Origin of the sequence: uncultured Thiohalocapsa sp., from assembly GCF_913063425.1 — a bacterium.
GTDB lineage: Bacteria > Pseudomonadota > Gammaproteobacteria > Chromatiales > Chromatiaceae > Thiohalocapsa.
In genome coordinates, this window is record NZ_CAJXYK010000031.1 from 1 (window position 1) to 23,079 (window position 23,079).

At 69.9% G+C, this 23,079-nt stretch carries 15 protein-coding genes; 3 read left to right on the forward strand and 12 right to left on the reverse strand.

The window, feature by feature from the left end; translation table 11 throughout:
* The 9 genes from QZ607_RS16210 to QZ607_RS16250 form a co-directional block, all read right to left on the reverse strand.
* On the reverse strand, positions 1 to 1,277 hold a 1,277-nt coding region (locus QZ607_RS16210; protein WP_295884674.1), incomplete at its 3' end, for a toll/interleukin-1 receptor domain-containing protein.
* Positions 1,274 to 4,576 (reverse strand): peptidoglycan-binding protein, encoded by a 3,303-nt coding sequence (locus tag QZ607_RS16215; RefSeq protein WP_295884678.1) that lies wholly within the window; start codon positions 4,574 to 4,576, stop codon positions 1,274 to 1,276. The genes QZ607_RS16210 and QZ607_RS16215, both read right to left, overlap by 4 nt.
* Positions 4,577 to 4,958: 382 nt before the next feature.
* Positions 4,959 to 5,603 carry a NapC/NirT family cytochrome c gene (locus tag QZ607_RS16220; protein WP_295884681.1) on the reverse strand — a complete coding sequence of 215 codons (645 nt, stop codon included), beginning with the start codon at positions 5,601 to 5,603 and terminating at the stop codon, positions 4,959 to 4,961.
* Between the two features lie 112 nt (positions 5,604 to 5,715).
* Complete coding sequence (locus QZ607_RS16225; protein ID WP_295884684.1) at positions 5,716 to 6,102, reverse strand: nitrate reductase cytochrome c-type subunit; 387 nt, start codon at positions 6,100 to 6,102, stop codon at positions 5,716 to 5,718.
* A gap of 260 nt (positions 6,103 to 6,362) precedes the next feature.
* Positions 6,363 to 7,340, reverse strand: coding sequence for a quinol dehydrogenase ferredoxin subunit NapH (gene napH, locus QZ607_RS16230; RefSeq protein ID WP_295884688.1), 978 nt, complete (start codon positions 7,338 to 7,340; stop codon positions 6,363 to 6,365).
* A 240-nt stretch (positions 7,341 to 7,580) separates the two neighbouring features.
* Positions 7,581 to 8,423, reverse strand: coding sequence for a ferredoxin-type protein NapG (gene napG, locus QZ607_RS16235; RefSeq protein WP_295884690.1), 843 nt, complete (start codon positions 8,421 to 8,423; stop codon positions 7,581 to 7,583).
* A gap of 173 nt (positions 8,424 to 8,596) precedes the next feature.
* Positions 8,597 to 11,185 carry a nitrate reductase catalytic subunit NapA gene (gene napA, locus QZ607_RS16240; protein WP_295884691.1) on the reverse strand — a complete coding sequence of 863 codons (2,589 nt, stop codon included), beginning with the start codon at positions 11,183 to 11,185 and terminating at the stop codon, positions 8,597 to 8,599.
* A gap of 66 nt (positions 11,186 to 11,251) precedes the next feature.
* Positions 11,252 to 11,503, reverse strand: a complete 252-nt coding sequence (locus QZ607_RS16245) for a chaperone NapD (RefSeq protein WP_295884695.1) — start codon at positions 11,501 to 11,503, stop codon at positions 11,252 to 11,254.
* A 166-nt stretch (positions 11,504 to 11,669) separates the two neighbouring features.
* Positions 11,670 to 12,425, reverse strand: coding sequence for a Crp/Fnr family transcriptional regulator (locus QZ607_RS16250; RefSeq protein WP_295884697.1), 756 nt, complete (start codon positions 12,423 to 12,425; stop codon positions 11,670 to 11,672).
* A 700-nt stretch (positions 12,426 to 13,125) separates the two neighbouring features.
* Here QZ607_RS16250 and QZ607_RS16255 point away from each other — a divergent pair.
* Positions 13,126 to 15,201, forward strand: a complete 2,076-nt coding sequence (locus QZ607_RS16255) for a type IV pili methyl-accepting chemotaxis transducer N-terminal domain-containing protein (protein WP_295884699.1) — start codon at positions 13,126 to 13,128, stop codon at positions 15,199 to 15,201.
* Entirely contained in the window at positions 15,198 to 15,863 is a 666-nt protein-coding gene (gene narL, locus QZ607_RS16260) for a two-component system response regulator NarL (RefSeq protein WP_295884701.1), read from the forward strand. The genes QZ607_RS16255 and narL overlap by 4 nt, the downstream gene beginning before the upstream one ends.
* Positions 15,864 to 16,156: 293 nt before the next feature.
* Here narL and QZ607_RS16265 read toward each other — a convergent pair whose 3' ends face one another.
* From QZ607_RS16265 to QZ607_RS16275, 3 genes are all read right to left on the reverse strand, one after another.
* Positions 16,157 to 18,292, reverse strand: a complete 2,136-nt coding sequence (locus tag QZ607_RS16265; RefSeq protein ID WP_295884703.1) for a dockerin type I domain-containing protein — start codon at positions 18,290 to 18,292, stop codon at positions 16,157 to 16,159.
* Positions 18,289 to 18,948 carry a cohesin domain-containing protein gene (locus QZ607_RS16270; RefSeq protein WP_295884705.1) on the reverse strand — a complete coding sequence of 220 codons (660 nt, stop codon included), beginning with the start codon at positions 18,946 to 18,948 and terminating at the stop codon, positions 18,289 to 18,291. Before QZ607_RS16270 ends, QZ607_RS16265 begins: the two co-directional genes overlap by 4 nt.
* Before the next feature lie 468 nt (positions 18,949 to 19,416).
* Positions 19,417 to 20,856 carry an alpha-amylase family glycosyl hydrolase gene (locus QZ607_RS16275; protein WP_295884707.1) on the reverse strand — a complete coding sequence of 480 codons (1,440 nt, stop codon included), beginning with the start codon at positions 20,854 to 20,856 and terminating at the stop codon, positions 19,417 to 19,419.
* A 264-nt stretch (positions 20,857 to 21,120) separates the two neighbouring features.
* Between QZ607_RS16275 and QZ607_RS16280 the strand changes: the two genes are divergently transcribed.
* Positions 21,121 to 23,049 carry a putative nucleotidyltransferase substrate binding domain-containing protein gene (locus QZ607_RS16280; protein ID WP_295884710.1) on the forward strand — a complete coding sequence of 643 codons (1,929 nt, stop codon included), beginning with the start codon at positions 21,121 to 21,123 and terminating at the stop codon, positions 23,047 to 23,049.
* Positions 23,050 to 23,079 lie beyond the last annotated feature (30 nt).

A 23,079-nucleotide genomic window follows, 5' to 3' on the forward strand; every position in this document is an offset into this window, starting at 1 on the left:
GTGGCCAGCAGCCGCTCGTAGGCCGCCAGCGCCGCCTGGTGCTCGCCCAGGTCCAGCAGCACGCCTGCAAGGTTGGTCAGATACCGGCGATTGCCCGGTGCCCCGTCCAGCGCCTGCTCGTAGTGCTGTCGCGCCGCCTCCAGCCGGCCGTCGCGGTGCGCCAGCACGCCCAGGCCGAACCGGGCCTCGGGCAGGTCCGGGTCCAGCTCCAGGGCGCGCTCCAGGCGGCGCCGGGCCTCTTCCCAGTCCTGCCCGGCGCCGGCGAGCCGGCCGAGCATGAGCTGGATGTGCGCATCCTTCGGGTGCCCGTCCTCCAGGGTCCGCAGGCGCCGGTTGGCAGCCTCCACATCGAAGTCCGGCCCCATGTCCGCGAGCACCGCCGCCTTGTCCCGGCCGTAGGCGGCCCTGCGATTGCCGGCATCTATGTCCAACACGGTCTCATAGGCCGCCAGCGCCTGGTCATAGCGGCCCGTGTCCAGCAGCGCGTCGGCGTCGGCGAGGCGGCGGGTCACGTCCGGGTCCGGCTGCAACAGGTACCAGCCCGCGACGGCCGCCAGCACGACGGCAGCGATGACACCGCCGCCAATCCACAGCCTGGCCGGCGCCGACACGGCGCCAGCATGCGCTGCGGACGCACCCTCTCCGGCGTGAGTCGCCGGCGGCCCCGTGGGAGCGGCGTCCCCGCCGCGATCCCGCGTCGGCGCCGTGGGAGCGCCGTCCCCGGCGCGATTCGCTGTCCCCTCGGCGTCCGTCTGCACGGGGATCGACTGTCGGGACAGCGTCCGCGCGGCGAGCACGTCGTCTACCGCCGCGACAATGAACTTCACCACCTGCACCCAGGCCGCGTCCGCGTCGCTCCAGCTGTAGACCGGCTTCTGGTCCTCAGGGGTGCCCTGGAAGCGCTCGAAGGGCTCGCCCTGGGTGTAGGCCGGGCGCACGTAGACCGGAATGATCCGGGCCTCGCCCGCCGCCGCCCGCTCCAGCGCGCGGGTCAGCTCGATGCCGTTGCAGTAGTCCGATGCCAGAAAGTCCGAGGACACCAGCAGCAGCACGATGTCTGCCGTGTTCAGGGCCGTGTCGATGGCCGCCGACCAGTCCGCGCCGGGGCGGATCTCGCGGTCGTGCCAGTCGGCGATGACGCGGCGCCTGCGCAGACCGGCGAGGTGGTCTTTGAGGGCGTCGAGCGCGTCTTCGTCCTTGTGGGAGTAGGAGCAGAAGATGCGCACGGCGTCCGCCGCCGTGTCTGCCGTGCCCTCTGGCCGGCGCCCACCGCTCACCGCGCCGGCTCGGGCCGGCCGCGCAGGCCGATGGGGAAGGACTGCCCGCGCAGGTCGTTCCAGGGCTCCATGGCGTACTGCCAGACGCGCCGGCTCATGCGCGGCACCTCGTCCGCCAGGTACTCCGCCAGCTCACCGGTCTCGATGGTGCCGTCGCGGTCGCCGAACAGGTCGGCGCGGCCGGCGAGGCCCTCCAGCAGCACGTAGGTAAAGAGGCCGTGCCCCTCCAGGCCCTCCAGCGCATAGGCCTTGTCGGAGGTGCCGGCGAGGATGGCCCGGCCGGTCTTGGCCATCAGCCGGTCGATGGCGGCGCGGGTTTCCAGGTCTGCGTTGCTGCGGGCCAGGCCGGCGAGGCGGATCTCGTCCGTGTCGGCCACGGCCCCGGCGTAGCAGGAGTCCAGCACCACCAGGCTCTTGCGGGCCTGCACCTGGGCCAGCAGGCCCTGGAGCCGGTCCTCGTGCAGGCTGCCGTCGGCCAGGGAGGTGCTGCTGGTGTAGCTGAAGTCCCAGGGGATGAAGTGGTAGCGGCCCTCCTGGGCCAGCCCGTGGCCGGCGAGGAACAGCACGAAGACGTCGTCCGGCCCCGCCTTGGCGGCCATGGCCTCGAAGGCGTGCGTGATGCCGTCCAGCGTCGCCTCGTCGTTGACCACGGTCTCGATCTCCACCGCCCGGAACAGCCCGCGCGCGGCGGCGTTGACGGCGGACGCGAAGGCCTCGGCGTCGTCGTCGCCGTACTCCAGCGACCAGGTGGGGTTCTTGTACGGGCCGATGCCCACCGCGAGGCCGTAGAGCGCGGGCCGGCGGCGGTCGCGGCCGGTGACCTCCACGTCCCAGGCCGCCCAGTTGGACGCGACCCGGTCCCGGCCGTCGAAGACGCGGGCCTCGACGCGGTGGGTACCCGCGTCCAGCGTGAAGGGCCGGCTCTCCTCGCGCTGATTCGGCAGGCCGAGCCCGAAGCGCCCGCGCAGGTCCCCCTGGCCGATGAGCACGCCGTTGACCCGGTACTCGATGCGCCCGACGCCGCTGCCGCGGTCCTGCACCCGGAAGCGGGCCTCGAAGTCCCGGCCGGACTGGCGCACCTGCACCGGACCCAGCGGCGCCAGCAGCGGCGGCTTCGCGGCGAGCAGGGTGTCCAGGTCGCCGATGTCGGCGAGCGCCGTGCGCGCCAGCGCCGGGTACTCCGGCGTCAGGGCCTTGGCGATCAGGTCCGGGCGGCGGAAGACCTCGCCGATCTGCTCCGCGTCCACGAGCTCCCCGGCCCGGTCCGCGCCCCGGTTCAGGTGCCAGCCCATGAGCCGGTCGCCGCCGCCGGCGCTGTCGAAGAAGCCCTCCGGCGTCCACAGCACCCAGGGCACCGCCCCCGCCGGCGCCTCCCCCGTGGAAGCGGCGTCCCCGCCGCGATCGCCGCGATCCGACTTATTCCCATCCAGCGCCGCAACCGCCGCCCCGTCCACGAACAGCGCCAGCCGCTCCTCGCCGCTGTCCGCATCGAGCCAGCGCACACTGCCGTCGCCGAAGGCCGCCACCGCCCAGCGGCCGTCGGCGCTGAGGTTGACCATCCAGGTCGTCGCCGGCGCCGGGGTCTTCCACAGCAGGTCGCCGTCGCGGTCGTAGAGGCGCAGGTACCAGGCGGTGCCGAGCAGGAAGCGGCGGTCGTCGTCGGCGATGTCGAGCCTGCGGCTCATCTCGAACCGCTCCAGATCCAGGAGCTCGCCGTCGAGTCTGGGATCGTACTCGCTGAGCCAGTCGGTGATGGCCAGCCCCTCGGTGCGCGGGCCGGCGAGCCGGGGCAGGCCCAGGGCCGCGCGCGTCGGGTCGTCCAGGCGGCCGGTGGCGGCGAGCTCGCGGTCGCGCTGGAAGGCCTCCAGCGCCGCGCGGGTGCGCCGGCCGAGGGCGCCGTCGATGGGGCCGGGGTCGTGGCCCCGGGCTCGCAGCCGGCGCTGGAGCGTCTCGGTCTCGTCGCCCGGGTCCAGGGTCAGCCGGCGCTCGGTGAGGTCGAGGCGGAGCACGTGCTCGCGCCAGCGGTGGTCCGGGGCCAGGACCTTCAGGTCGAGCTCCGCCGTCATCCCGTCGGCGGACAGGCGCAGCTGATGGCTGCGGCGGCGGAAGTCCGCAATGGCCGGCCCGCGCCCGCGGATCAGCTCGCCGCCGGCGTCCAGCAGGCCCCAGGCGGGGTCCGCGGCACCGAAGGCCAGCCGGCCGTCGGCGAGGGGGGCCAGGTCCATGATCGTGCTCTTGGCGACGGGCCGCTCGCGCGGCGGGCCGCGGCCGGCGTCGGGCCAGCTCACCAAGCCGTTCTCGTCGCCCTGCATGTTGTAGCGTCCGCCGGCGAACAGGGTCCGGCCGTCGCGGGACCAGGCGACCTTGGACAGGTCGCCGTTGTCGACGCCCGAGGTGTCCGGGGCATGGAGCAGCGACAGGTCCTCGGCGGAGAGGACGTTCACCGCGGTGCTGTCGTCGAAGCCGACGGCAATGCGCGCCCCGTCCGGCGAGAAGGCGAGAGCGAAGGGGCGCTCGCCGCCCGGCGCCTTGGCCTTCGCGATGAGCCCAAGGTCCGGGTCGTAGAGCCGCACCTGGCCGTCGTCGCAGGTGCTGGCCAGCCGCCCGGCGGCGTCGAAAGAGACCCAGTAGCTGCGCGCGCCGTAGTCGGCGTCCCGCTCGACCTCGGCCCAGCCGTCGGTGTCGAAGACGCGGATGCCGCCGGCGCCGAGGGCCGCCGCCAGCCGTCGGCCGTCCGGCGAGAACGCCAGGTGATTGATCACGTTCGGCAGGCCGCCGATGCGGTGCGCGAGGGTGCCGGTGTCGCGGTCGAAGAGGTAAATCGAGTGACGGCGCTCCCACCCATAGCCGGTCCAGCCGCCCACGGCCACGGTTCGCCCGTCCGGCGACAGCGCGGCGGCGAACAGCTTGCCTTCATGGTTCTCACCGATGGGCGGCCGCAGCACCCGCACCAGCCGGCCCGTTGCCAGCTCCCAGACGCGGGCGGTCTTGTCGTCGGACGCGGTGACCAGCCAGCGGCCGGCGGCGTCGACGCCGATGCGCCGGATGGGCGCGGTGTGCTGCCCCGCCTCGATGCGCGGGAAGGGCCGGGTCGGCGGCTCGGCCGCGACCGCGTGCTGCCAGGCGGTGGCCAGCAGCAGCATGGCCAGCACGGCGGGCAGCAGCCGTCCGGCGAGCACGGCGGGCCGCAGCGGCGACCGGGTCGAACACCGGGCCGGGCGCGGCGCCGGCTGGAGAGGCGATTGGGAGGCCGCCTGGAGCACAGGCGGCAGCGGGCGGAGCTGGCGGTGCGGGGTCATGGGGCTGGCCTGCAGAATCCCTTTCCGGCCGTCATCTTAGCCCGAGGCGGCCGGAGAGGGCACGCCCCAAAAACGGTGACGGTATACTGAACTGGCGCGCCGTTGCGGACGCCTTGCCCAGCCTCGGGAGCGGTGTCACGAGAGGCAGTTGAAACTACGAAAGACACGAAAGACGCGAAAAAGGGCGGTCCTGCGACCTGCTCTGGCGTTTTCACGCCTTTTGCGTGTTTCGCAGCTCCTTCTCAGAGGCTCTGCGGCGACGCGCGCGGCTGACACAGCTTTCGCGACGTTGCGCACGAGGCGAGAGGGCCGGTGGCGCTCGCCGGACTCGGACCGCCGCCGCTCTGCCCGAGGCGGTCGCTGCCTCCGGCAGCGCCGGCGTCTACTCCTGTGCGCCGGGCGTCTCGGTGTCCGCGTGCGGCGCGTCCAGGCGGGTGTAGAAGACACTCTCGCCGGGCGCGTCCTGCTCCGGGTCGTACTGCATGGGCAGCTTGTGGGCGATGCCCTTGTGGCAGTCGATGCAGGTGAGGCCGGCGTCCTCGGCGTCCTGGTGGCCCTGGCTGGAGCGGTTCTCCTGCTTGGTGTAGTCCATGGCGTCGAACTCGTGGCAGTTGCGGCACTCGCGGGAGTCCGTCTTCTTCATCTGGCTCCAGACGTTCTGGGCGAGGCGGAAGCGCTCGGCCTCGAACTTCGCGGGCGTGTCAATGTCGCCCTTCACGTGGTGGTAGAGCTCTCTGGTGGCCTGCACCTTGCGCACGACCTTGTGCACCCAGTCCTTGGGCACGTGGCAGTCCGGGCAGGTGGCGCGCACGCCGGTGCGGTTGGTGTAGTGGATGGTGTCCGTGTACTCCTCGTAGACGTTCACCTCCATCTCGTGGCAGGAGATGCAGAACTGCTCGGTGTTGGTGGCCTCCATGGCGGTGTTGAAGCCGCCCCAGAAGACGATGCCGATGGCGACGCCGACGAGCAGGACCCAGAGGGTGGCCTTGCGGGCGCGGGAGGATTTGGCTTTGGTGGTGTCGGACATGGCGTGCCCCTTTTGTGATTGTGTCGCAGCGGCAGAGCGCGGATGCCTCGCGTAGGTCGGGCCGACGCCAGCAGGCCCGACGCGGCGCCTTGGCCTGATGGACGGCGTTCCGTCAGCGGTTCTGGAAGATGTTCTCCACCAGCGGTATCGCTCCAGCCTGGGGCGCGTGGCACTGGGTGCAGAAGTAGCGCCTGGGGGCGACCTTCTCGGTGCGGTTGCCGTCGCGGTCGTAGAAGTGGCTGTCGGCCACCACCGGGGCGTTGTTGGCCTCGAAGGTGGCCGGGCTGTGGCACTTGAGGCAGCCGTTCTGGCGCAGATCGATGCTGTAGTGCTCGATGGGGTGCGGGATCATCGGCGGCTGCTCCTCCCAGGCGACCTCGAAACCGCCGGGCACCGCCAGGGTCTGTTTGTTCAGGACCGCATCAGACTCGTCGGTGACGGCATGGCCGCGCAGCGAGGACAGCTCTTCTGCGCCGGCGGTGCCCATCACGAGCAGCACGGCGGTGCCGAGCAGAAGTCTGGGCAGAGCTCTGGGCAGAAGTCTGGGCAGAACTCTGGGCAGAGCTCTGGGCAGAGCTCTGGGCAGAAGTCCGGGCAGAGCTCTGGGCAGAAGTTTGGGCAGAAGTCTGGGCAGAAGTTTGGGCAGCAGGCCGGGCAGGCGATTGGTGATTGGTCGGTTCATGGCTCCACCCTCGGTTTGTCTTGTCCTGCGGCATGCGGCGCGGAGCGCCGCCGGATGCGTGACACCGGGCAGCGGCATCACGGGATCGATACGTTGTTGTCCTGCGCTTCTCGTCGCAGCGAGGCCGCTCGCGTCTCACGCAGCTGCAACGCGTTCTTGCGCCGCTCGGCCGGGGCGTGGGCATCGCGGTCGCGATTGAGAAAGCCCTGCTTGCCGACCCATCCGAGCGCGAGCCCGAACACTTCCCGGTCGCAGACCTCGATGCAGCGCCCGCACTTGGTGCAGTCGATGCTGTCGATGACGGGGCCGTGCCCGCCTGCGGCCTTGAGTGCCGGCTTGATGACCTGCGGCTCCGGGCAGACGGTGAAGCAGTCCATGCAGTCGTCGCAGCGCTCCCGGCGCGGGGCGGCGATGTGCACGGGCGCTCTGGTGCCGATCAGGGCATAGCAGGCGCCCACCGGGCACAGGTGCCCGCACCAGCCGCGGGGGACGACAAGCAGGTCGTAGAGAAACACCGCGGCGAGGATGAGCCAGGCCCAGCCGAACCCGAAGATCAGGCCCCGGTGCAGCATGGACACCGGGTTGACGTACTCCCAGACCATGGCGCCGGTGACCAGCGGCAGCAGCAGCACCAGCCCGAGCATCCACCAGCGCAGGCTCCGGGAGATGCGCCCGCCGGCGCGGATGCCGAGCCGGCGCCGCAGCCAGGCGGCGAAGTCCGTCACCAGGTTCACCGGGCACACCCAGGAGCAGAACACCCGCCCGCCGAGCAGCGCGTAGAACACCACCACCAGCCCGGCGCCGATGAAGCCCGTCAGTGCCGGCCAGCTGCCGGTGAGCATGGATTGCGCGAGCAGCAACGGGTCCGTCAGCGGCAGGATGTCCAGCGTCATGCTGGAGGAGAGATTGCCCGCCGCGAACATGCCGCCGAACAGCGGCGGCAGGATGAACATGGCAAGGATGCCGAGCTGGTTGAAGCGCCGCAGCAGCAGCCAGCGGTGGCGTTGGAGCCAGGGGCGGGCAGGTGCTGTGGATGGGGAGCTGGGCTGGATCATTCCTGGCTCAGGGCATTGGCGCGCGGTGCGTGGTGCGGTCTGGGCGAGTGCGAACTGCGCGGCGTGCGGTGCGGCCTGAGCCGGCAGCTCCGCACTGCATATGTTGCATTGGGCACGTCTTCACAGAGCCGCTCCGCCGTTAAGGCCGTAAGGTGGATAGGCGCAGCGCATCCACCGGCGCGCGGGCTGGCGGATGCCCTTCGCTGATCCGCCCTACGATGCCCCCTACGATGCCACCTGTCACAGCGAGCCTCCGCGGTTCAGGGTATCGAGCGGGTCCGACGGAAACGGCGCGTCCCCCGGCGCCTCGATCAACCCCTCGCCGCCATGGTCGTAGCGCATCCCCTCCGGCAGGTTGTAGCGGTGCTCGGCGTCGGGGGTGACCAGGGCGCCGCCGGCGCGCTGCCGCTGCTCCCAACCGAGCCGGTAGTGCTCGCCGAGCTTGCCCTGGATCAGGTGCCGCGGCAGCACCTTGATGGCCGCCTCCTCCAGGATGCAGGCCTCCTCGCACTTGCCGCAGCCGGTGCAGTGGTCGGCGTGGACCACCGGGATGAACAACGCGTGCTTGCCGGAGCGCTGGTTGCGCTGGTAGTCGAGCGAGATGGCCTCACCGCGAATGGGGCAGATGTTGAAGCAGACCTCGCAGCGCAGACCCTGGAAGGCGATGCAGGCGTCCTGGTCGCTGACGATGGCCAGGCCCATGTCGGCGTCGTTGATGTCCGTGAGGCCGTGGTCCAGTGCCTGGGTGGGGCAGGCCTTCACACAGGGGATGTCCTCGCACATCTCGCAGCCGGCCTCGCGGGCGATGAAGTAGGGCGTGCCCGTGGGGATGTCCTGCCCGAGCCGGGCGAGGTGCAGCATGTCGAAAGGACAATCCCGCACGCAGAGCCCGCAGCGGATGCAGGCGCCGTCGAAGTCGTCTTCCGGCAGCGCGCCCGGCGGGCGCAGCGCCCAGGCCGGCAGGCTCGCCGCGCGCCGGCTGTAGAGCCCCAGCCCCAAGCCGATGAGCCCCACGCCGGCGGCGGTGCGGGCAAGGCCGGTGAGGAAGTCGCGGCGGCCCACGCCATTGCGCTTCGATTGCATGTCGATTGCCATCAGTTGTCGCTTCTATGCGTCAAGCGGTTGTGGGAGGAAGTGCAAGAGTGCAAGAGTGCAAGAGTGCACTGGAAGGCCGTGCACTTCTGCACTTCTGCACTTCTGCACTCTGTGCACGGAGGTCATTCGTGCACTCCAGGGCGCCTTAATTGGCCGTCCTCTCAAACCCGCTCCACCCGACAGGCACACTTCTTGTAATCCGTCTCTTTCGAGAGCGGATCGGTGGCGTCCAGCGTGAGCTTGTTCACCAGCCGGTTGGCGTCGAACCAGGGCACGAAGACGAGGCCATTCGGTGGGCGGTTGCGCCCGCGGGTCTCGACACGGGCCTTGATTTGGCCGCGGCGGGTCTTGATGAGCGCCATCTGGCCGTCGCGCAGGCGTCGGGCCTTGGCATCGTCCTTGCTCATGTAGATCACGGCGTCCGGCACGGCGCGGTAGAGCTCCGGTACGCGGCGGGTCATGGAGCCCGAGTGCCAGTGCTCCAGCACGCGGCCGGTGCAGAGCCAGAGGTCGTATTCGGCGTCCGGGCTCTCGGCAGCGGGCTCGTAGGGCGCGAAGATGATGTTGGCGCGGCCGTTGGCGTTGCCGTAGAAGTAGACATCGCCCTTCTCGACCTCCGGATTGAAGGCGGCCACGTGCGGGTCGTAGCCTTCCCGGAAGCGCCAGAGCGTCTCCTTGCCGTCGATGACCGGCCAGCGCAGCCCGCGGGACTCGTGATAGGCCTGAAAGGGTGCCATCTCGTGGCCCTTCTTGATGATGTCCGGCCCCGAGTTGAACTTGCGGTACTCCTCGAACAGGCCCTTCTGCACGTAATAGCCGAAGTGCTCGCTCTCGTGGTTGCGGTAAGCGTTGCCGCGGGCGTCCATGACCTTGCCCTCGTAGGGGAACCTGTCCACCTCGCCGTTGGCGAAGAGGATCTCGTACAGGGTCTTGCCGGCATACTCCGGCGCCGTTTCGATCAGCGCAGGCGGCCAGACGTCCTCCACCGTGAAGCGCTTGGAGAATTCCATGATCTGCCAGAGATCGGACTTGGACTCCCCGGGGGCGTCCGTCTGCTCCCGCCAGAATTGGGTGCGCCGCTCGGCGTTGCCGTAGGCGCCTTCCTTCTCCACCCACATGGACGTCGGCAGCACCAGGTCGGCGGCCTGGGCGGAGACCGTCGGATAGGGGTCGGAGACGGTCACGAACACATCCGGATTGCGCCAGCCCGGGTAAGACTCTTCGTTCAGGTTGGGGGCGGCCTGCATGTTGTTGTTGCACAGCTGCCAATAGCAGTTCATCAGGCCGTCTTTCATCATCCGGTGCATCAGCACCGCGTGATAGCCGACCTTGCCGTTCAGCGTGCCCTCGGGCAGCTTCCAGACCTGCTCCGAGAAGGCGCGGTGCTCGGGCTTTTTCACCACCAGGTCCGCCGGCAGCCGGTGCGCGAAGGTGCCGACTTCCCGGGCGGTGCCGCAGGCGGACGGCTGGCCGGTGAGCGAGAAGGGGCTGTTGCCGGGCTCGCTGATCTTCCCCATCAGCAGGTGCACGTTGTAGAGGTTGCCGTTCACCCAGACGCCGCGGGTGTGCTGGTTGAAGCCCATGGTCCAGTAGCTTGAGACCTTCTTCTTCGGGTCCGCGTAGGCCCTGGCGAGGCGCAGCAGGTTCTCTTTCGGCACGCCGGAGAGCTCCGATACGTATTCGAGCGTATAGGGCTCCACCTGCCTGGCGAACGCCTCGAAGCTCGACGGATGCTTGGCGCCGACGCCGGGGTTGGCCGCCTGCTGCTCCAGCGGGTGATCCGGGCGCAGGCCGTAGCCGATGTCCGTGGTGGCGGTCTCGAACTGGACATGCTTGTCGATGAAGTCCTTGTCGTAGGCCTCGGTCTGGATGATGTGGTTGGCGATGTAGTTGAGGATGGCCAGGTCCGTCTGTGGCGCGAAGATGATCGGGTTGTCGGCCAGCTCGTAGCAGCGGTGCTCGAAGGTGGAGAGCACGTGCACCTCGCAGCCCGGCTTGCTCAGGCGCGTGTCGGTGAGCCGGGACCACAGGATCGGGTGCATCTCCGCCATGTTCGCACCCCAGAGCACGAACACATCGGCATGCTCCAGGTCGTCATAGCAGCCCATGGGCTCATCGATGCCGAAGGCGCGGATGAAGGCGCCGACGGCGCTCGCCATGCAGTGCCGGGCGTTCGGGTCCAGGTTGTTGGAGCGCATGCCGGCCTTGAGCAGCTTGCTCGCCGCGTAGCCCTCCCAGACGGTCCACTGGCCCGAGCCGAACATGCCGACGCGGGAGGTCATCTCGTCCACGGACTTGCCTTTGTTCTCTTCCATGCTGCGCTTCAGGGCGCGTTTCCAGTGCTCGGCCATGACGTCGAAGGCCTCGTCCCAGGACACGGCCTCGAAATCGCCGTCCTTGTCGTACTTGCCGTTCCACTTGCGCAGCAGCGGCTGCGTGAGGCGGTCCTGCCCGTAGAGGATCTTCGGCAGGAAGTAGCCCTTGATGCAGTTGAGCCCGCGGTTCACCGGTGCATCCGGGTCGCCCTGGCTTGCGATGACCCGGCCGTCCTTGCTGCCCACCAGCACCGAGCAGCCGGTGCCGCAGAAGCGGCAGGGCGCCTTGTCCCAGCGGATGTCGGGGTCGGCGGCCTGGTCCTGGGCCTTAGCGAGCAGGCTCGCCGGCAGCGTGACACCGGCGACGGACGCGGCGGCGACGGCGGCCTGGGACTTGATGAAGTCGCGGCGGGACATGGGCCGGGTATCGGTCACGGCGGTCTCCTCAGCTCAGATCAGGCGTTTCTGGGGGATGTTGTCGTTGTCTGTGCGGCGTGCCGGTCAGGCGACGGGGATGGCCGCCTCGTCGCCGCCGTAGTGGTACACCAGCACCGCATTGATGACGCCCGGCACCCGCGAGAGCGAGCCCAGGGTGTCTGCCGCCAGGCTCTCGCCCGTGTCCTCGACGGTGATCACGAGCTTGTCCGCCTCGGTGCCCGCATGCACCTCCACGCCCGGCAGCGCCGCCAGCCGCGGGGCCACATCGGCGCCCGCGCCGGGATGGGTGTGGACCACGCAGCCGCAGATGTTCATGGGTCGGCCTCTGCCTGAAGGGCTTGTTGTCGGCGTTATCAGACTGCGTAAGCTACGCGCATAGGCGCCGGCTGGTTCTTGAGCCGTCTCAAGATTGCGCGGTGGACTGCCGCTTGCTTGACCAATGTCAATGGGTATTTTTGGCCATGCGTTCGCGCCGCCTGTCTCAGCCCGGGCCGTGGCTGATGAGCCGGTCCGGCGTCGCCGCGTCGGCCCCGGATCTCTCGCCGGAGAGTGCCCGCAGCCGCGTCAGCGACGGGATGCGGATTTCCCGGCGCGCAACGCTCACCAGTCCGTGGTGCGCGAGACCGTGCAGCTCCCGGGAGAAGGTCTCGGCGGACAGGTTCAGGCTGGAGGCGACCACGGTCTTCGCCGCCGGCAGGGTCAGGGTGCCCAGGTCCGGCTGCTCGGGGTCGCTCGCCGCCTCCCGCAGCAGATAGCCCGCCAGGCGCTGGGTCGCCGAGTGCAGGCAGCAGGCCTCCAGGTCGAGCGTCAGGCGCTGGTTGCGCTCGGCCACCAGCGCGAGCATCGCCAGGGCCACCGCGGGCCAGCGCTGGATGGCCGCATGCACCCGCGCCATCTCCACGAAGAGAAGCCGGCAATGGGTAAGCGCCTGGGCGTAGAGCGGGCAGGGCCGGCCAAGCAGCGCCGCGGACTCCGCAAAGGTCCGCCCCGGCAGCACGATGTCCAGCACCCGCTCGCTGCCGTCCGCGGACAGCACCGCGAGCTTCACCCGCCCGTCCAGCAGCACGAAGAAGCCGGACAGGGTCTCGCCCTTCTCGTACAGCAGCTGATCCCGCGCCGCCGTGCGCTGGTGGCAGCCACCGGCGATGAAGCGCGTCGCCTCGCGCGGCAGGGTGGGAAACCCGGGCGCATTGGCCAGCAGGTCCACACAAGTCTTTTCGCGATCTTCGCTGTTCATCGGCTGGCTCGGCGCTGCGCAATCCCCCAGGAGAGACGGGTGATTGCTTGATATTGCGCAAGCCTAGGCGTTCGCCAGCGCGCTGCAAGTGGCTGCAAGTCCAAGCGGACGCGGGTGGAATACCACCGAGGTGGTAGGCGGGTCGGGGCGCCAAGGCGTTGATGCCGAAGCGCTTCCCGCAAACGGAGCCGGTCAGGGCGAGGGGTTGGGCGGGGCCCCGCCCATTTGGGGGTAGTCCCTGGTTGCCGCGCCCAGAGTGGTGGTGACCCCACAATGCGGGGATACAATGCGGGGACGGTAAACCGATCTGACAATTCTGGTGACCAATTATGGGGACGGTAACCTTATCTATCCTCGCGTCGTCCGTAGGCCCTTCCTTGGGTGCTTCAGGACGCCACGCATCCACGTGACTGTCTCCCATCCGCGGGCAGGATGGTGAATTGCAGTGACCGTCCCGTTTCGGATGGTGAATTACGGTTACCGTCCCCGTTTCTACGTCCCCGTTTCTAGTTATGGTTACCGTCCCGATTTCTCCCCGTTTCTCCTGGGCGTTCCGCGCCCGTGGCCGGGATTGCGGACAGCGCAGGCAGCCCGCGGTCTGGAATAATCCAGACGTGCAGTGGCGCCGCGCGGTCCAGGGGGGGGGCCTTCGCGAAGCCGCTCACTACCTTATCTGTCCTCCTGTCCGCCGCCCATGGCCATGCCGACCAACCCCAACCGCCACCGCTCCATCGTCGTCGTCGTCGGCCTGCTGATGGCCGCGGTGGTGGGGCTCGGCGTGGCGAGCATGGTGGGGTCCATGGTCATCGCCCAGATCAACCGCGGCATGGCGGCGGCGGTGAACCAGTCCGGCACCCTGCGCATGCAGTCCTACCGCATCGCCACGGCGCTCACCGACACCAGCCTGCCGCTCGCCGAGCGGCAGACGCGCGCGGCGGCCCTGGCCGACGAGTACGAGCAGCGCATCACCAGCACCCGGCTCACGGACGCCCTGCCGGGTGCGGCCAATGACCCCGTGCGCCTCGCCTACGAGCGTGTGCGCTGGCGCTGGGTGCACGACATGCGCCGGGCGGTGGCCGAATTTGCCGCGGCCGACGGCGCGGCAGGCGCGGCAACGGCCCGGGCGGTTTACCTGACCCAGGTGGACGACTTCGTCGCCGACATCCACGGCCTGGTGCGGGTGCTGGAGGAGCGCGCGGAGCGACGCATCGAGCTGCTGCGCTGGATGCAGGGCGTCGCCCTGGTGCTCACGGTCATCGCCGTGCTGGTGACCCTGATCATCGTTCAGCGCCGGGTCGTGAGCCCGCTCGGTGAGCTGCTGCGCTGTGCGGACCGGGTGCGCCGGGGCGATTTTTCGGCACAGGCCGGTGTCACCGGCGGCGACGAGCTGGGTCGGCTCGGGGCGGCCATGAACCTGATGACCGACGGCCTCTCGCACATCTACGAGGAGCTGGAGGAGCGCGTCGCCGCCAAGACCCGGGATCTCGCGCGCACCAACCACTCCCTGGAGCTGCTCTACCGCACCAGCCGCACCCTGGACGAGGCGCCCATTTCCGAGGACCTGCTGCGGCGGGTCCTGCTGGATGTGCGCGCACAGCTCGGGCTCGCGGAGGTGGTGCTCTGCCTGCGCCATGCAGCGGAGGGCGTGGACTGCAGCTGCATCGGCACCGGCACGCTCGGCGACGGGACGCCCGGGCGCGCACGCCTGGGCCCCGCGAACTGCCGCCTCTGCGCCGGCGCGGAGACGGATGGGGCGCGACAGGCGCTGCCGTCAGCGCAGCGTCCCCATGAGCCCCGGCCGCTGGAGCTGCCGGTGGGCGACGCTGAGCAGCGCTTCGGCCTGCTGCGGGTGCTGCCGGCGCCGGGGGCGCGGCTCGAGTCCTGGCAGCGCCCGCTGCTGGAGTCCCTCGCCGCGCATCTGGCAACGGCGCTGGCGCTGCGCGCGCGCATGCGCGAGAGCCGCCGGCTGGTGCTGCATGAGGAGCGCAGCATCCTCGCCCGGGAGCTGCACGACTCCCTGGCCCAGTCGTTGTCTTATCTGAAGATCCAGGCGGCGCGGTTGGACGTCGCGCTGCGCTCGGCGGCGCCGGCGGCGGCCATGGCGACGGCATCGCAGGAGCGCGCCACCGCACCCGCCGAGCGCCGCGCCACGGCCACGCCGGCGGAGATCCTGGCGGAGATGCGCACCGGCATCGCCAGTGCCTATCGCCAGCTGCGCGAGCTGCTGACGACCTTCCGGCTGCGCATGGACGGCGCCGGGCTCGGCAGCGCGCTCGCCGACACGGTGAGGGAGCTGGGGCAGCGCGGCGCCCTGCGCATCCGGCTGCGGGACCGCCTGCCCCCGGGGCTGCTCAGTGCCAATGAGGAGGTGCACGTGCTGCAGATCGTGCGCGAGGCCCTGTCCAACGTCCTGCGCCATGCCCGCGCCGGCCGCGCCTGGGTGACCATCGGCCAGGCCCGCGGCAGCGTCCGTGTCGTCGTCGGTGACGACGGTGTGGGCTGTCCGGCACGGGACGCACCCCCGCCCGGCAGCACGCCGACGGCGGCGCTGCACCACGGCACCACCATCATGCGCGAGCGTGCGCTGAGCCTGGGCGGCAGGCTCGGCATCCAGCCCCGCGCCGGCGGCGGCACCCGCGTGGTGCTCTGCTTTCCGCCGCGGGCGCTGCATGGCAGGGACGGCTCGGGGCCTGCGTCCTCCAGCAGCCCGGTGCCCGAGCCGGCGACGGGATCAACTGGCCCTGAAACGGCCATTCACACCGGAGAGCCCGCATGACCGATGCCCTGGAAACCCGTGTGCTGGTGATCGACGATCATCCGCTGTTCCGCAAGGGCGTCGCCGACCTGCTGGACATGGAGCCGGCGCTCACACTGGTGGGCGAGGCGGCGGACGGCGCCACCGGCGTGCGGCTCGCCCGGGAGCTGGCGCCGGACCTGATCCTGCTGGACCTGAACATGAAGGGCCTGGACGGCATCGAGACCCTGCGCCGGCTGCGCGCCGACGACGGCCTGGACGCCCGCATCGTCATGCTCACGGTGTCGGACACCGAGGCCGACGTGGTGGCGGCCCTGCGCACCGGTGCCGACGGCTATCTGCTCAAGGACACCGAGCCCGAGGACATGCTGGTGCTGCTCCAGGACGCCATGCACGGGCGCCTGGTCATCAGCCCCCAGCTGACGGAGCTCATCGCCCGCGCCCTGCGCGACTCACCGGCGGAGCAGCCGCGGCACCCGGACCAGGCGGGGCTCACGCCGCGGGAGCGCGAGATCCTGCGCCTCATCGCCCGCGGCTGCAGCAACAAGCTCATCGCCAGGGAGCTCGACGTCGCCGTCGGCACCGTCAAGGTGCATGTGAAGCACCTGCTCAAGAAGCTCGGGCTCCGGACGCGGGTGGAGGCGGCGGTGTGGGCCGTCAATGCGGGCGAGGGGGACCAGTGAGCCCAGGGAGAGTAAAGACTGCGCGCGCAGCGATGTGACGTCCGCGGTCGCGCGCCACTGCGTATGGGGACGGCTCCTGCTGAGCCGACGCGCCGCTTCAGCAGCCGCAGCGCTGTGCGCCGGCGTGAGTGCGCCGGCGTGAGTGCGCCGGCGTGAGTGCGCAGGGGGGGAACGGGGCGGGCGGGCGCGCCGTTGCGAGCAAGCGCAAGCGGCGCCCTTGGGCCGTCCCGGCTCTGGGTGCCAGGATGGTGGGCAGGGGCGGCGCTGACGGATCGCCAGCGCTTCCCCCCGCGTCAATGCACGATGGTCAGGGCGGACTGCGCGGTGGCGAAGCTGCCGACGCCGACCACCAGGCAGCTCTGGCTCGCGATGGAGGCGAGGATGGACCCGCGCCGCTCCAGATCGTTGAACTCACGCGTCAGCCCCGAGCCCGCCGGGTCATTTACCGAAAACGGCGTGGTGTTGGGTATCGGCCCCGGCGGCGAGCCCACCAGGAAGCCCGACAGATTGGCCGGCGCCGTCGGCGTCGTCGGGTCCACGTGCGTGAAGCCGGTGGCGGTCTCGGCTGCGTGGCAGGCATCGCAGGTGTTGAGCGAGAACTTGTGGCGGACCTCGCTCTGCATCTCCGCCGGCGTCGGTGGGGAGCCTGAGAAGCTCGCATTGCCCTGATGGCAGCTCGGGAGGGAGCCCGGCAGACTCCCGGACGGTAGGGCCCAATCCCAGATTGACGAGATGCCGTACTCAATGCTGCCGCCAAGGTAGGCCGCTGACAGATAAGACAGCGGCACCGTGTGCTTCTCGCACAGGATAGCGTTGGCGTGGGACTCCATGAAGTCGTCGGTCACCGCGGTGCCGTTTAGGTTGGCGTCCGGGGTCTGTTTGACGGTGGCGTACTGCAGCTGCTGGGTCCCGCCATCGAGCACGAATTCGCGCATATCCCAGCCTGTGCCCGTCAGCGCGACCTCATTGGTGCGCAGCTGGTTCAGCGCGCTGCCGTTGACCTTGCCCGGGGCGGCATTGGGCAGCGTCACCGTATCCGTGAGCGCCTTCAGGGCACTGAGATAGGCCGGGCTGCCGAGGGCTTCCGCGTCCAGCGCGATCCAGTCATCAGCCCTCGCCTTCTGGCCGGCGCAGCTGGCGTCCACGTCGCCGTACTCGAAAATGACGGTCATGGGTGAAGGCGAGCACGCGTTGAGCAGACCGAAGACGAACCGGGTCTCGCCCGCGGTGCTCGCTCCATAGGGGCTCGACTTGCCGAGGTCCATGCGGTTGACGATGGCGATGAGCCGGAACGGCAGGTTGTCCACATCCAGGGTGGTGGGGTCGACGCCGTCCCAGCCCGGGAAGAAGCCCAAAATGGTCGGGCGGTCCGGCACCGGGAAGCCATTCACCGTCTGCGTCGTCAGCCAGTTCGCGAGCCAGTTGTGGATGAAGTCCTGGACTACGGCGGGGTCGGACGGATTGGGCGACATGTTGGCCATCAGGGTCTTGAAGGACCAGGGCGCGTCAGGGTCCGTGGTGTTCCCCGTGCTGTTGGTGTTGCAGGGGTCGTAGGTCAGGTCGGGGTCCGCCACCACGTCCGCGTGCGTGATCATTAGTGTTTTGGACTTGTCGAAGGTCACGGGCAGGTGTGAGCTCGTGAGGAAGGGCAGTTGGATCAGGCTCATGCCGTCCGGCGGCTCCTGCCCCGGCTCGAACACCGACGGCCGTCTGCCGGGCTGGAACGGAAGCTCGCTGACGATATGCCGGTTGGAGAATTGGAGCACCTGTGCGTCGGTTCCCTGGAGGCGGTTGGAGAGATCGGCCTCGGCCGCGCTCAGGGCATCCAGGTCCAGGCTCACCAGCCCCGAGTGGATACCGTCGCCCGCCTGCTGGTCTGGCGCGATGCCGAGGTCATTCAGAGCCACCACCCTGTCATTCTGGATCAGGGTGATGATCTCGCGGTCGCCGACGGCGTCGCCAGAGAAGCGGGCGAAGAGCGCACCGTTTTCGCCTCCGGGCGCCAGGGTGTCGAGCACGGCCACGTCCATGGCTTGCACCTCAGGCGGGTCCGCCGCCAGGGCCGGGTCCAGCGCCACGGCCGTGGGGCCGGGCTCGCGCAGGAAGCCGCTGCGCAGGATGGCGACGTCTGCCATATCCAGCACGCCGTCGCTGTTGAAATCCGCTGCCGGATCATGATCGCCGAAGAAAGCCCGCTTGAAGAGTCCGAGATCCAGGGAGTTCACCAGACCGTCGTCGTTCAGGTCCTGATCGCAGCGGTTGCCGATGCCGTCGCCGTCGGTGTCGCGCTGGGCCGGGTTGCTGACGGCGGTGCAGTTGTCGATGGCGTCGTCCACGCCGTCGGTGTCGGCATCGACGGCGAGGGCCGGCGGGATGACCAGGGCGCCCGCCACAAGCCCGGTGCAGAGGTCGCGGATGATGCGGCTCATGCGGCGGTCCTCCTGCGCAGATGGGCGGCGCTGGCGAGGCCGGTCAACAGCAGCAGCGGCACGGCCGGTGCGGGCGTCGCGGCGATGTCCACCGAGCCGTCCACCAGGGAGACGGTGATGGCCTCGCCGTTGCCTGCGAAGGGATTCAGGGTGGACGCCGAGAGCCCGAGGGTGGTTACGCCGGGGGCGAGTGCCTCGAAATCGACCGTGGCAATGGGAAAGTCGTTGGTGACGGTCGTCAGAAAGGCGTTGAACTGGATTTCCGAGACCAGTCCGGTGGCGTTGTCGATGGTGCCGTTATCGGCGAGGAAATCCCAGGTGGTGGTATCCACCGTGACGCCGGTGACCTGGAGCAGGGCGGCATCGAAGCTGAAGCTCAGGCCACCGCCGTCGACGATCTCCGAGAACCCCTGCCCGACGAGATCCAGACTGAACAGGTCGCCGGCCTGCACCGACGCCGGGGTCGGCTGGAAGAGCACACTGCCGGCCTGCACCGGCACTGGACCGAGTAGGGCAAAGACAAACGTCAGGCCGACGGCGAGCGCGCTGGGGACACCCCGTGGCCGGCGGTTGCCGGCGGGGTCGGCCTGCGGCTGGCCCCCTGGGCCGGAGACCGCGTATTGGACAACAGGATTGCGAGTGATCAGTTTTCTCACGGCGGGCTCCTGTACGAAGCTTGAGGATAGGCTCCACATCCGGGCGACGGGCGTGGCGCAAGCTGCGCGATGACACGGCCAGGACAGGGCGCGCAACCACCCAGTACTTGATCAAACCACTCAAGCTTGTTGTGAGAACTGGATCACATAGGGGGCGAGTCCTTTGAACCGCCGGAAAATCCTGTCGCGGGGGGCGCCCTATCCGCGTCCGTCATGACACCGAGCCGCAAGCACAGCTTCGGCAGTCTGCAGGACTGTTTCGCGCTGAACCGCAACGCCGCCCAGGGCTGCGCGTATCGCGACGGCGGGGTGGCCTGCAGGGGCGGTGCCCGCTCGCATCGGCATTCCGGTTGCGGACCTCTGCGCCGAAAGCAGCCCGGGCTGAGCGGACTGGACCCGGCCCCGGGCGTGCCCGCGTGAAGGACTGAAACGCCGAGTGCCGCTCGGCAGGCGGCAAGGGACGGCGGCCTACAGCGCCCCGACCCGCACGAAGAACATGGCGCTGCGCCCCGGCACCCGCCAGTGCAGGATGCGCCCGTCCGGCTGCACGTGCAGGGGCCAGCCGGTGCGGATCTCCTGGTAGGTGCCGGGCTGTAGGCTGGTGGGCAGCTCGACGATGTCGTAGTGCTCGGCGGCCTTGTTGATGACGATGAAGCGATCATTGCCGCGCTGCCAGCCGATGGTGTTGGGTGTTTCGATGCGCCAGACCTCGGGGCGCCGGGCGACGCCGCCCTGGCCGCCTAAGCTCAGGTTGTGGAAGCGGATGCCGGCGACGAGCATCGGGTCGTCGAAGCGGTCGTCCTGCTCACCCGGCGGCAGGGTATTCATGTCCACGAACACATACGGCAAGCCGTCCTCGCGCCCGAACAGATAGGCATAGGCCAGGCGCACGTCGGTGCGGTTCAGGCGGTCGCTGGCCTCGTTCCAGCCGACGCCGTAGATGTCGCGGCCGCCGCCTTCCAACCCGCGGTCGTCGGCCTGGCCGCGGTCCACGTCGTGGTTGCGGACGAATGTCACGGCCTCCGGTCCGGGCAGCGCGGCGTCCGCGGCGGCCGGGTTCTTCAGGGTGCGCAGGTCGCCGCCGAAGGCGAAGGCCTGGCGCATGGTGCGGGTGAGCGGAAAGTCGTAGAAGTCCACTTCCGGGATGTCGATCCAGTCCTGGAAATGGCTCGGGTGCGGCTTGATGATCTCGCCGAAGGCATAGGTGCCGGGTGCCGCGGACAGGACTTCGGTGTAGAAGCCGGGCTCGATGTGGACGGCGGCGTCGAAGCGGAAGCCGTCCGCGCCGAGCCCCACCAGCTTGGCCAGATAGTCCTTGGCGACCTGGCGCACGTGCGGGTCCGTGGTCTTGAGGTCCAGCAGGTTGTTGGAGAGCCAGCAGGTCTGCTCCGTGCTGGGGGAGAAGGCGCCGCAGCGGGTGTGAAAGTGCTGCGGCTCGAATTGCGGAAAGGTCTCGGAGGCCACGCTGTCACCGGCCATGACCACGAAGGGCGGGTCCGGCTGCTCGGTGATGTCCACCGTGTGGTTCAGCACCGTGTCCACCAGGATGTCCATGTCGTTGGCATCGGCGGCGGCGTTCATACTCTGGAACTCCGCCGCCGAGCCGAGCGGCCCTGCGATGACGCTGAAGTCCACCGGCTGGTAGCGCCCCCACCACTGCCAGACGTGCTCGTTGCTCTTTTGCGGCGGAGACACGTGGATGTGGCTGTAGCCGAGGTCCGCCAGCGTCGGAATCACGGCCTCGATGTCCGCGAAGCGCCAATTGAACAATTGCACGATGACGTTGCGCGCGTCCGGCGCCGGGATGCCGTCGCTGACGCCGGGCACGGCGGAGGCCGGCAGGGTTGTGGCGAGCAGCACGGCGGCGACTGCAGCCCGCAGGTCCGTGGATATGGTCATTTGACGCATGTTGGAGGCTCCGTCGGATGTTCCGTTGCGGGACTTCGAGTTTAGGTGCGGCGGGGTTTTCGGGCTGTCGGATGTGCTCACCGGATGGCGTCGGAAAGCGCCGTTTCGGCGGGTGGCCATGGCGCGGTGCCGCTGTCGGCGTCAGGCGACGCGCCGTATCGGGCGCCCAAAGTCCTAATCCGCTGACTTTGCACGCCACCGCCGCGCCTGCTTCGGCTACTATCCGCGGACTGCGCCGCCTGCCGCCATCTCGACGCCACCGCTTTGAAAACCGCCAGCATCGCCCACCGGGTCGTGGATTTCCTGCGCCGGTGGCCGCCGTTTCAGTATTTCGACGACGACGAGCTGTTCGCGCTCGTCTCCGGCGGGCGTGTGGTCTTCCATGAGCGCGACGAGCTGGTGTTCATGCAGGGCGCCACGCGCAAGCCTTACGTCTACGTCGTGCAGCAGGGAGCGGTGCAGCTGTGCGAGCAGAGCGCCGACGGCACGGAGCAGCTGCGCGATGTGCGCGGGGAGGGTGACCTGCTCGGCATCGGCCGCTACCTGGGCTTCGGCGAGCATATCTACACCGCCCGCACCGAAACGGATGTGATCCTCTACGCCCTGCCCGCAGAGGCGTTCTGGGAGACCGTCAAGCATCATCCGCGGGCGAGCCGCTTCCTGGCGACCTACTTCTCCGTGGCCATCCTGCCGCCGGTGCTGGAGGTGGGTGAGGAGCGCGGCGATGCGCTGCGCCTGGGCCGCCGGCCGGTGGACTGGTTGTCGAGGCCCGTGGATCAGCCGGCGCGCACGCTGAGCTGCCAGCGGGACACCGCTGCGCGGGACGTGGCGCGGCGGCTCGCCGAGCGGGATGCGGCGGCGGCCGTGGTGGTGGATGCGCAGGGGGCGCCGCTCGGCATCATCACGCCGCGGGTGCTGAGCGACCGGGTGGCGAGTGGGCGCGAGCCGCCGGACACACCGGCCGAGGTGCTGATGCGGCGGGTCTGCGCGGTGACCGCTCCCGGGCTCGAGGCCGGCGACTACCTGGCGCGCATGCTGGATCAACAGACCGATCACCTGGTGCTGACCGCCAACGGCCGCCTCGACGGCCCCTTCGCCGGGGTGCTCACGCGGCGTGACCTGACCCGTGTGGAGGGGGCGGCACCGCTCGCCCTTATCGAGGACATGGCGCGGGCGCCGCGCATCTCGGAGCTCGCCGCGCTGCGCCGGCAGGCGGAGGCGGTGCTCGCCGCCGGGCTCACCGGCCCGGATGCCACCCGCTGGCTCGCGCCCATGGCCGGCGCGTTCAACGCGGCGGTACTGCGCCGGGTGGTAGGGCTGGTGGAGGGGGCGCTGGCGGAGCAGGGGCTGGAGCACCCGGGCCTGGACCACTGCTGGGTCTTCTTCGGTGCCGCCGCGCGCAACGAGCTCTTCACCCGGCACGACCTCGACGTGGGCCTGATCTACGATGACCCGGACCCTGACCGTGCCCGCACCGCCCGCGCTTACTACCTGGAGCTGGGCCGCCGCGTGGGGGCCGCACTCTCGGCCTGCGGCTTCGACGTCAGCGCCAAGGCCATCAGCCCCGGACACGCCACCGCCTGCCGCTCGGTGCACGAGTGGGAGCGGGCCTTCACCGACTGGATCGCGCAGCCCATCGAGAGCTGCGTCTACCGTGCCACCTCACTGTTCGACATGCGCCCGGTGCAGGGCGACTGCCGGCTGGTGGACCGCCTGGAGTCCCACATTCAGGGCGAAGAGGACCGCCATCCGGAGTTCGTGCCCCTGCTGCTGGAGGACTCCATGGCCAACCTGCCGCCGCTCACCTTCTTCCGCGGCCTGGTGGTGGACGACGAGGGCGGCTATCGCGAGGTGCTGGACCTGCAGCGGGCGACCCTCCAGCCGGTGGTGGACATCGCCCGTGCGCTGGCGCTGGACTGCGGCCGGCAGGCGCCGACCACGCTGGAGCGGCTGCAGGTGCTGAGCCCCGAGGACGACGCAGCAGCTCTCCTGATCGAGGAAACGGCAGCGGCCTTCCGCAACGCGCTGTATCATCGCGCCCGCACGGGGTACACCGCCGGCAGCGACGGCAGCCGGGTGGACCCGTCCAAGCTCACGCGGCTGGAGCAGAACCTGCTGAAGTCCGGCTTCCGCACGGTGCTGCGGCTGATGGAATACACCGGCCGGCGCTACGGGCTGATGCCGCGGCGCTGATGCCGGCCGCGTGCCCCCGGTGCCATCCGA

Bases quoted from the DNA above. Each gene is read 5' to 3' on its own strand.
- narL (WP_295884701.1), top strand. From the start codon at position 15,198: ATGACCGATGCCCTGGAAACCCGTGTGCTGGTGATCGACGATCATCCG.
- QZ607_RS16250 (WP_295884697.1), bottom strand. From the start codon at position 12,425: ATGAACAGCGAAGATCGCGAAAAGACTTGTGTGGACCTGCTGGCCAAT.
- QZ607_RS16265 (WP_295884703.1), bottom strand. From the start codon at position 18,292: ATGAGCCGCATCATCCGCGACCTCTGCACCGGGCTTGTGGCGGGCGCC.
- QZ607_RS16215 (WP_295884678.1), bottom strand. From the start codon at position 4,576: ATGACCCCGCACCGCCAGCTCCGCCCGCTGCCGCCTGTGCTCCAGGCG.
- napH (WP_295884688.1), bottom strand. From the start codon at position 7,340: ATGATCCAGCCCAGCTCCCCATCCACAGCACCTGCCCGCCCCTGGCTC.
- QZ607_RS16245 (WP_295884695.1), bottom strand. From the start codon at position 11,503: ATGAACATCTGCGGCTGCGTGGTCCACACCCATCCCGGCGCGGGCGCC.
- QZ607_RS16275 (WP_295884707.1), bottom strand. From the start codon at position 20,856: ATGCGTCAAATGACCATATCCACGGACCTGCGGGCTGCAGTCGCCGCC.
- napG (WP_295884690.1), bottom strand. From the start codon at position 8,423: ATGCAATCGAAGCGCAATGGCGTGGGCCGCCGCGACTTCCTCACCGGC.
- QZ607_RS16255 (WP_295884699.1), top strand. From the start codon at position 13,126: ATGCCGACCAACCCCAACCGCCACCGCTCCATCGTCGTCGTCGTCGGC.
- QZ607_RS16220 (WP_295884681.1), bottom strand. From the start codon at position 5,603: ATGTCCGACACCACCAAAGCCAAATCCTCCCGCGCCCGCAAGGCCACC.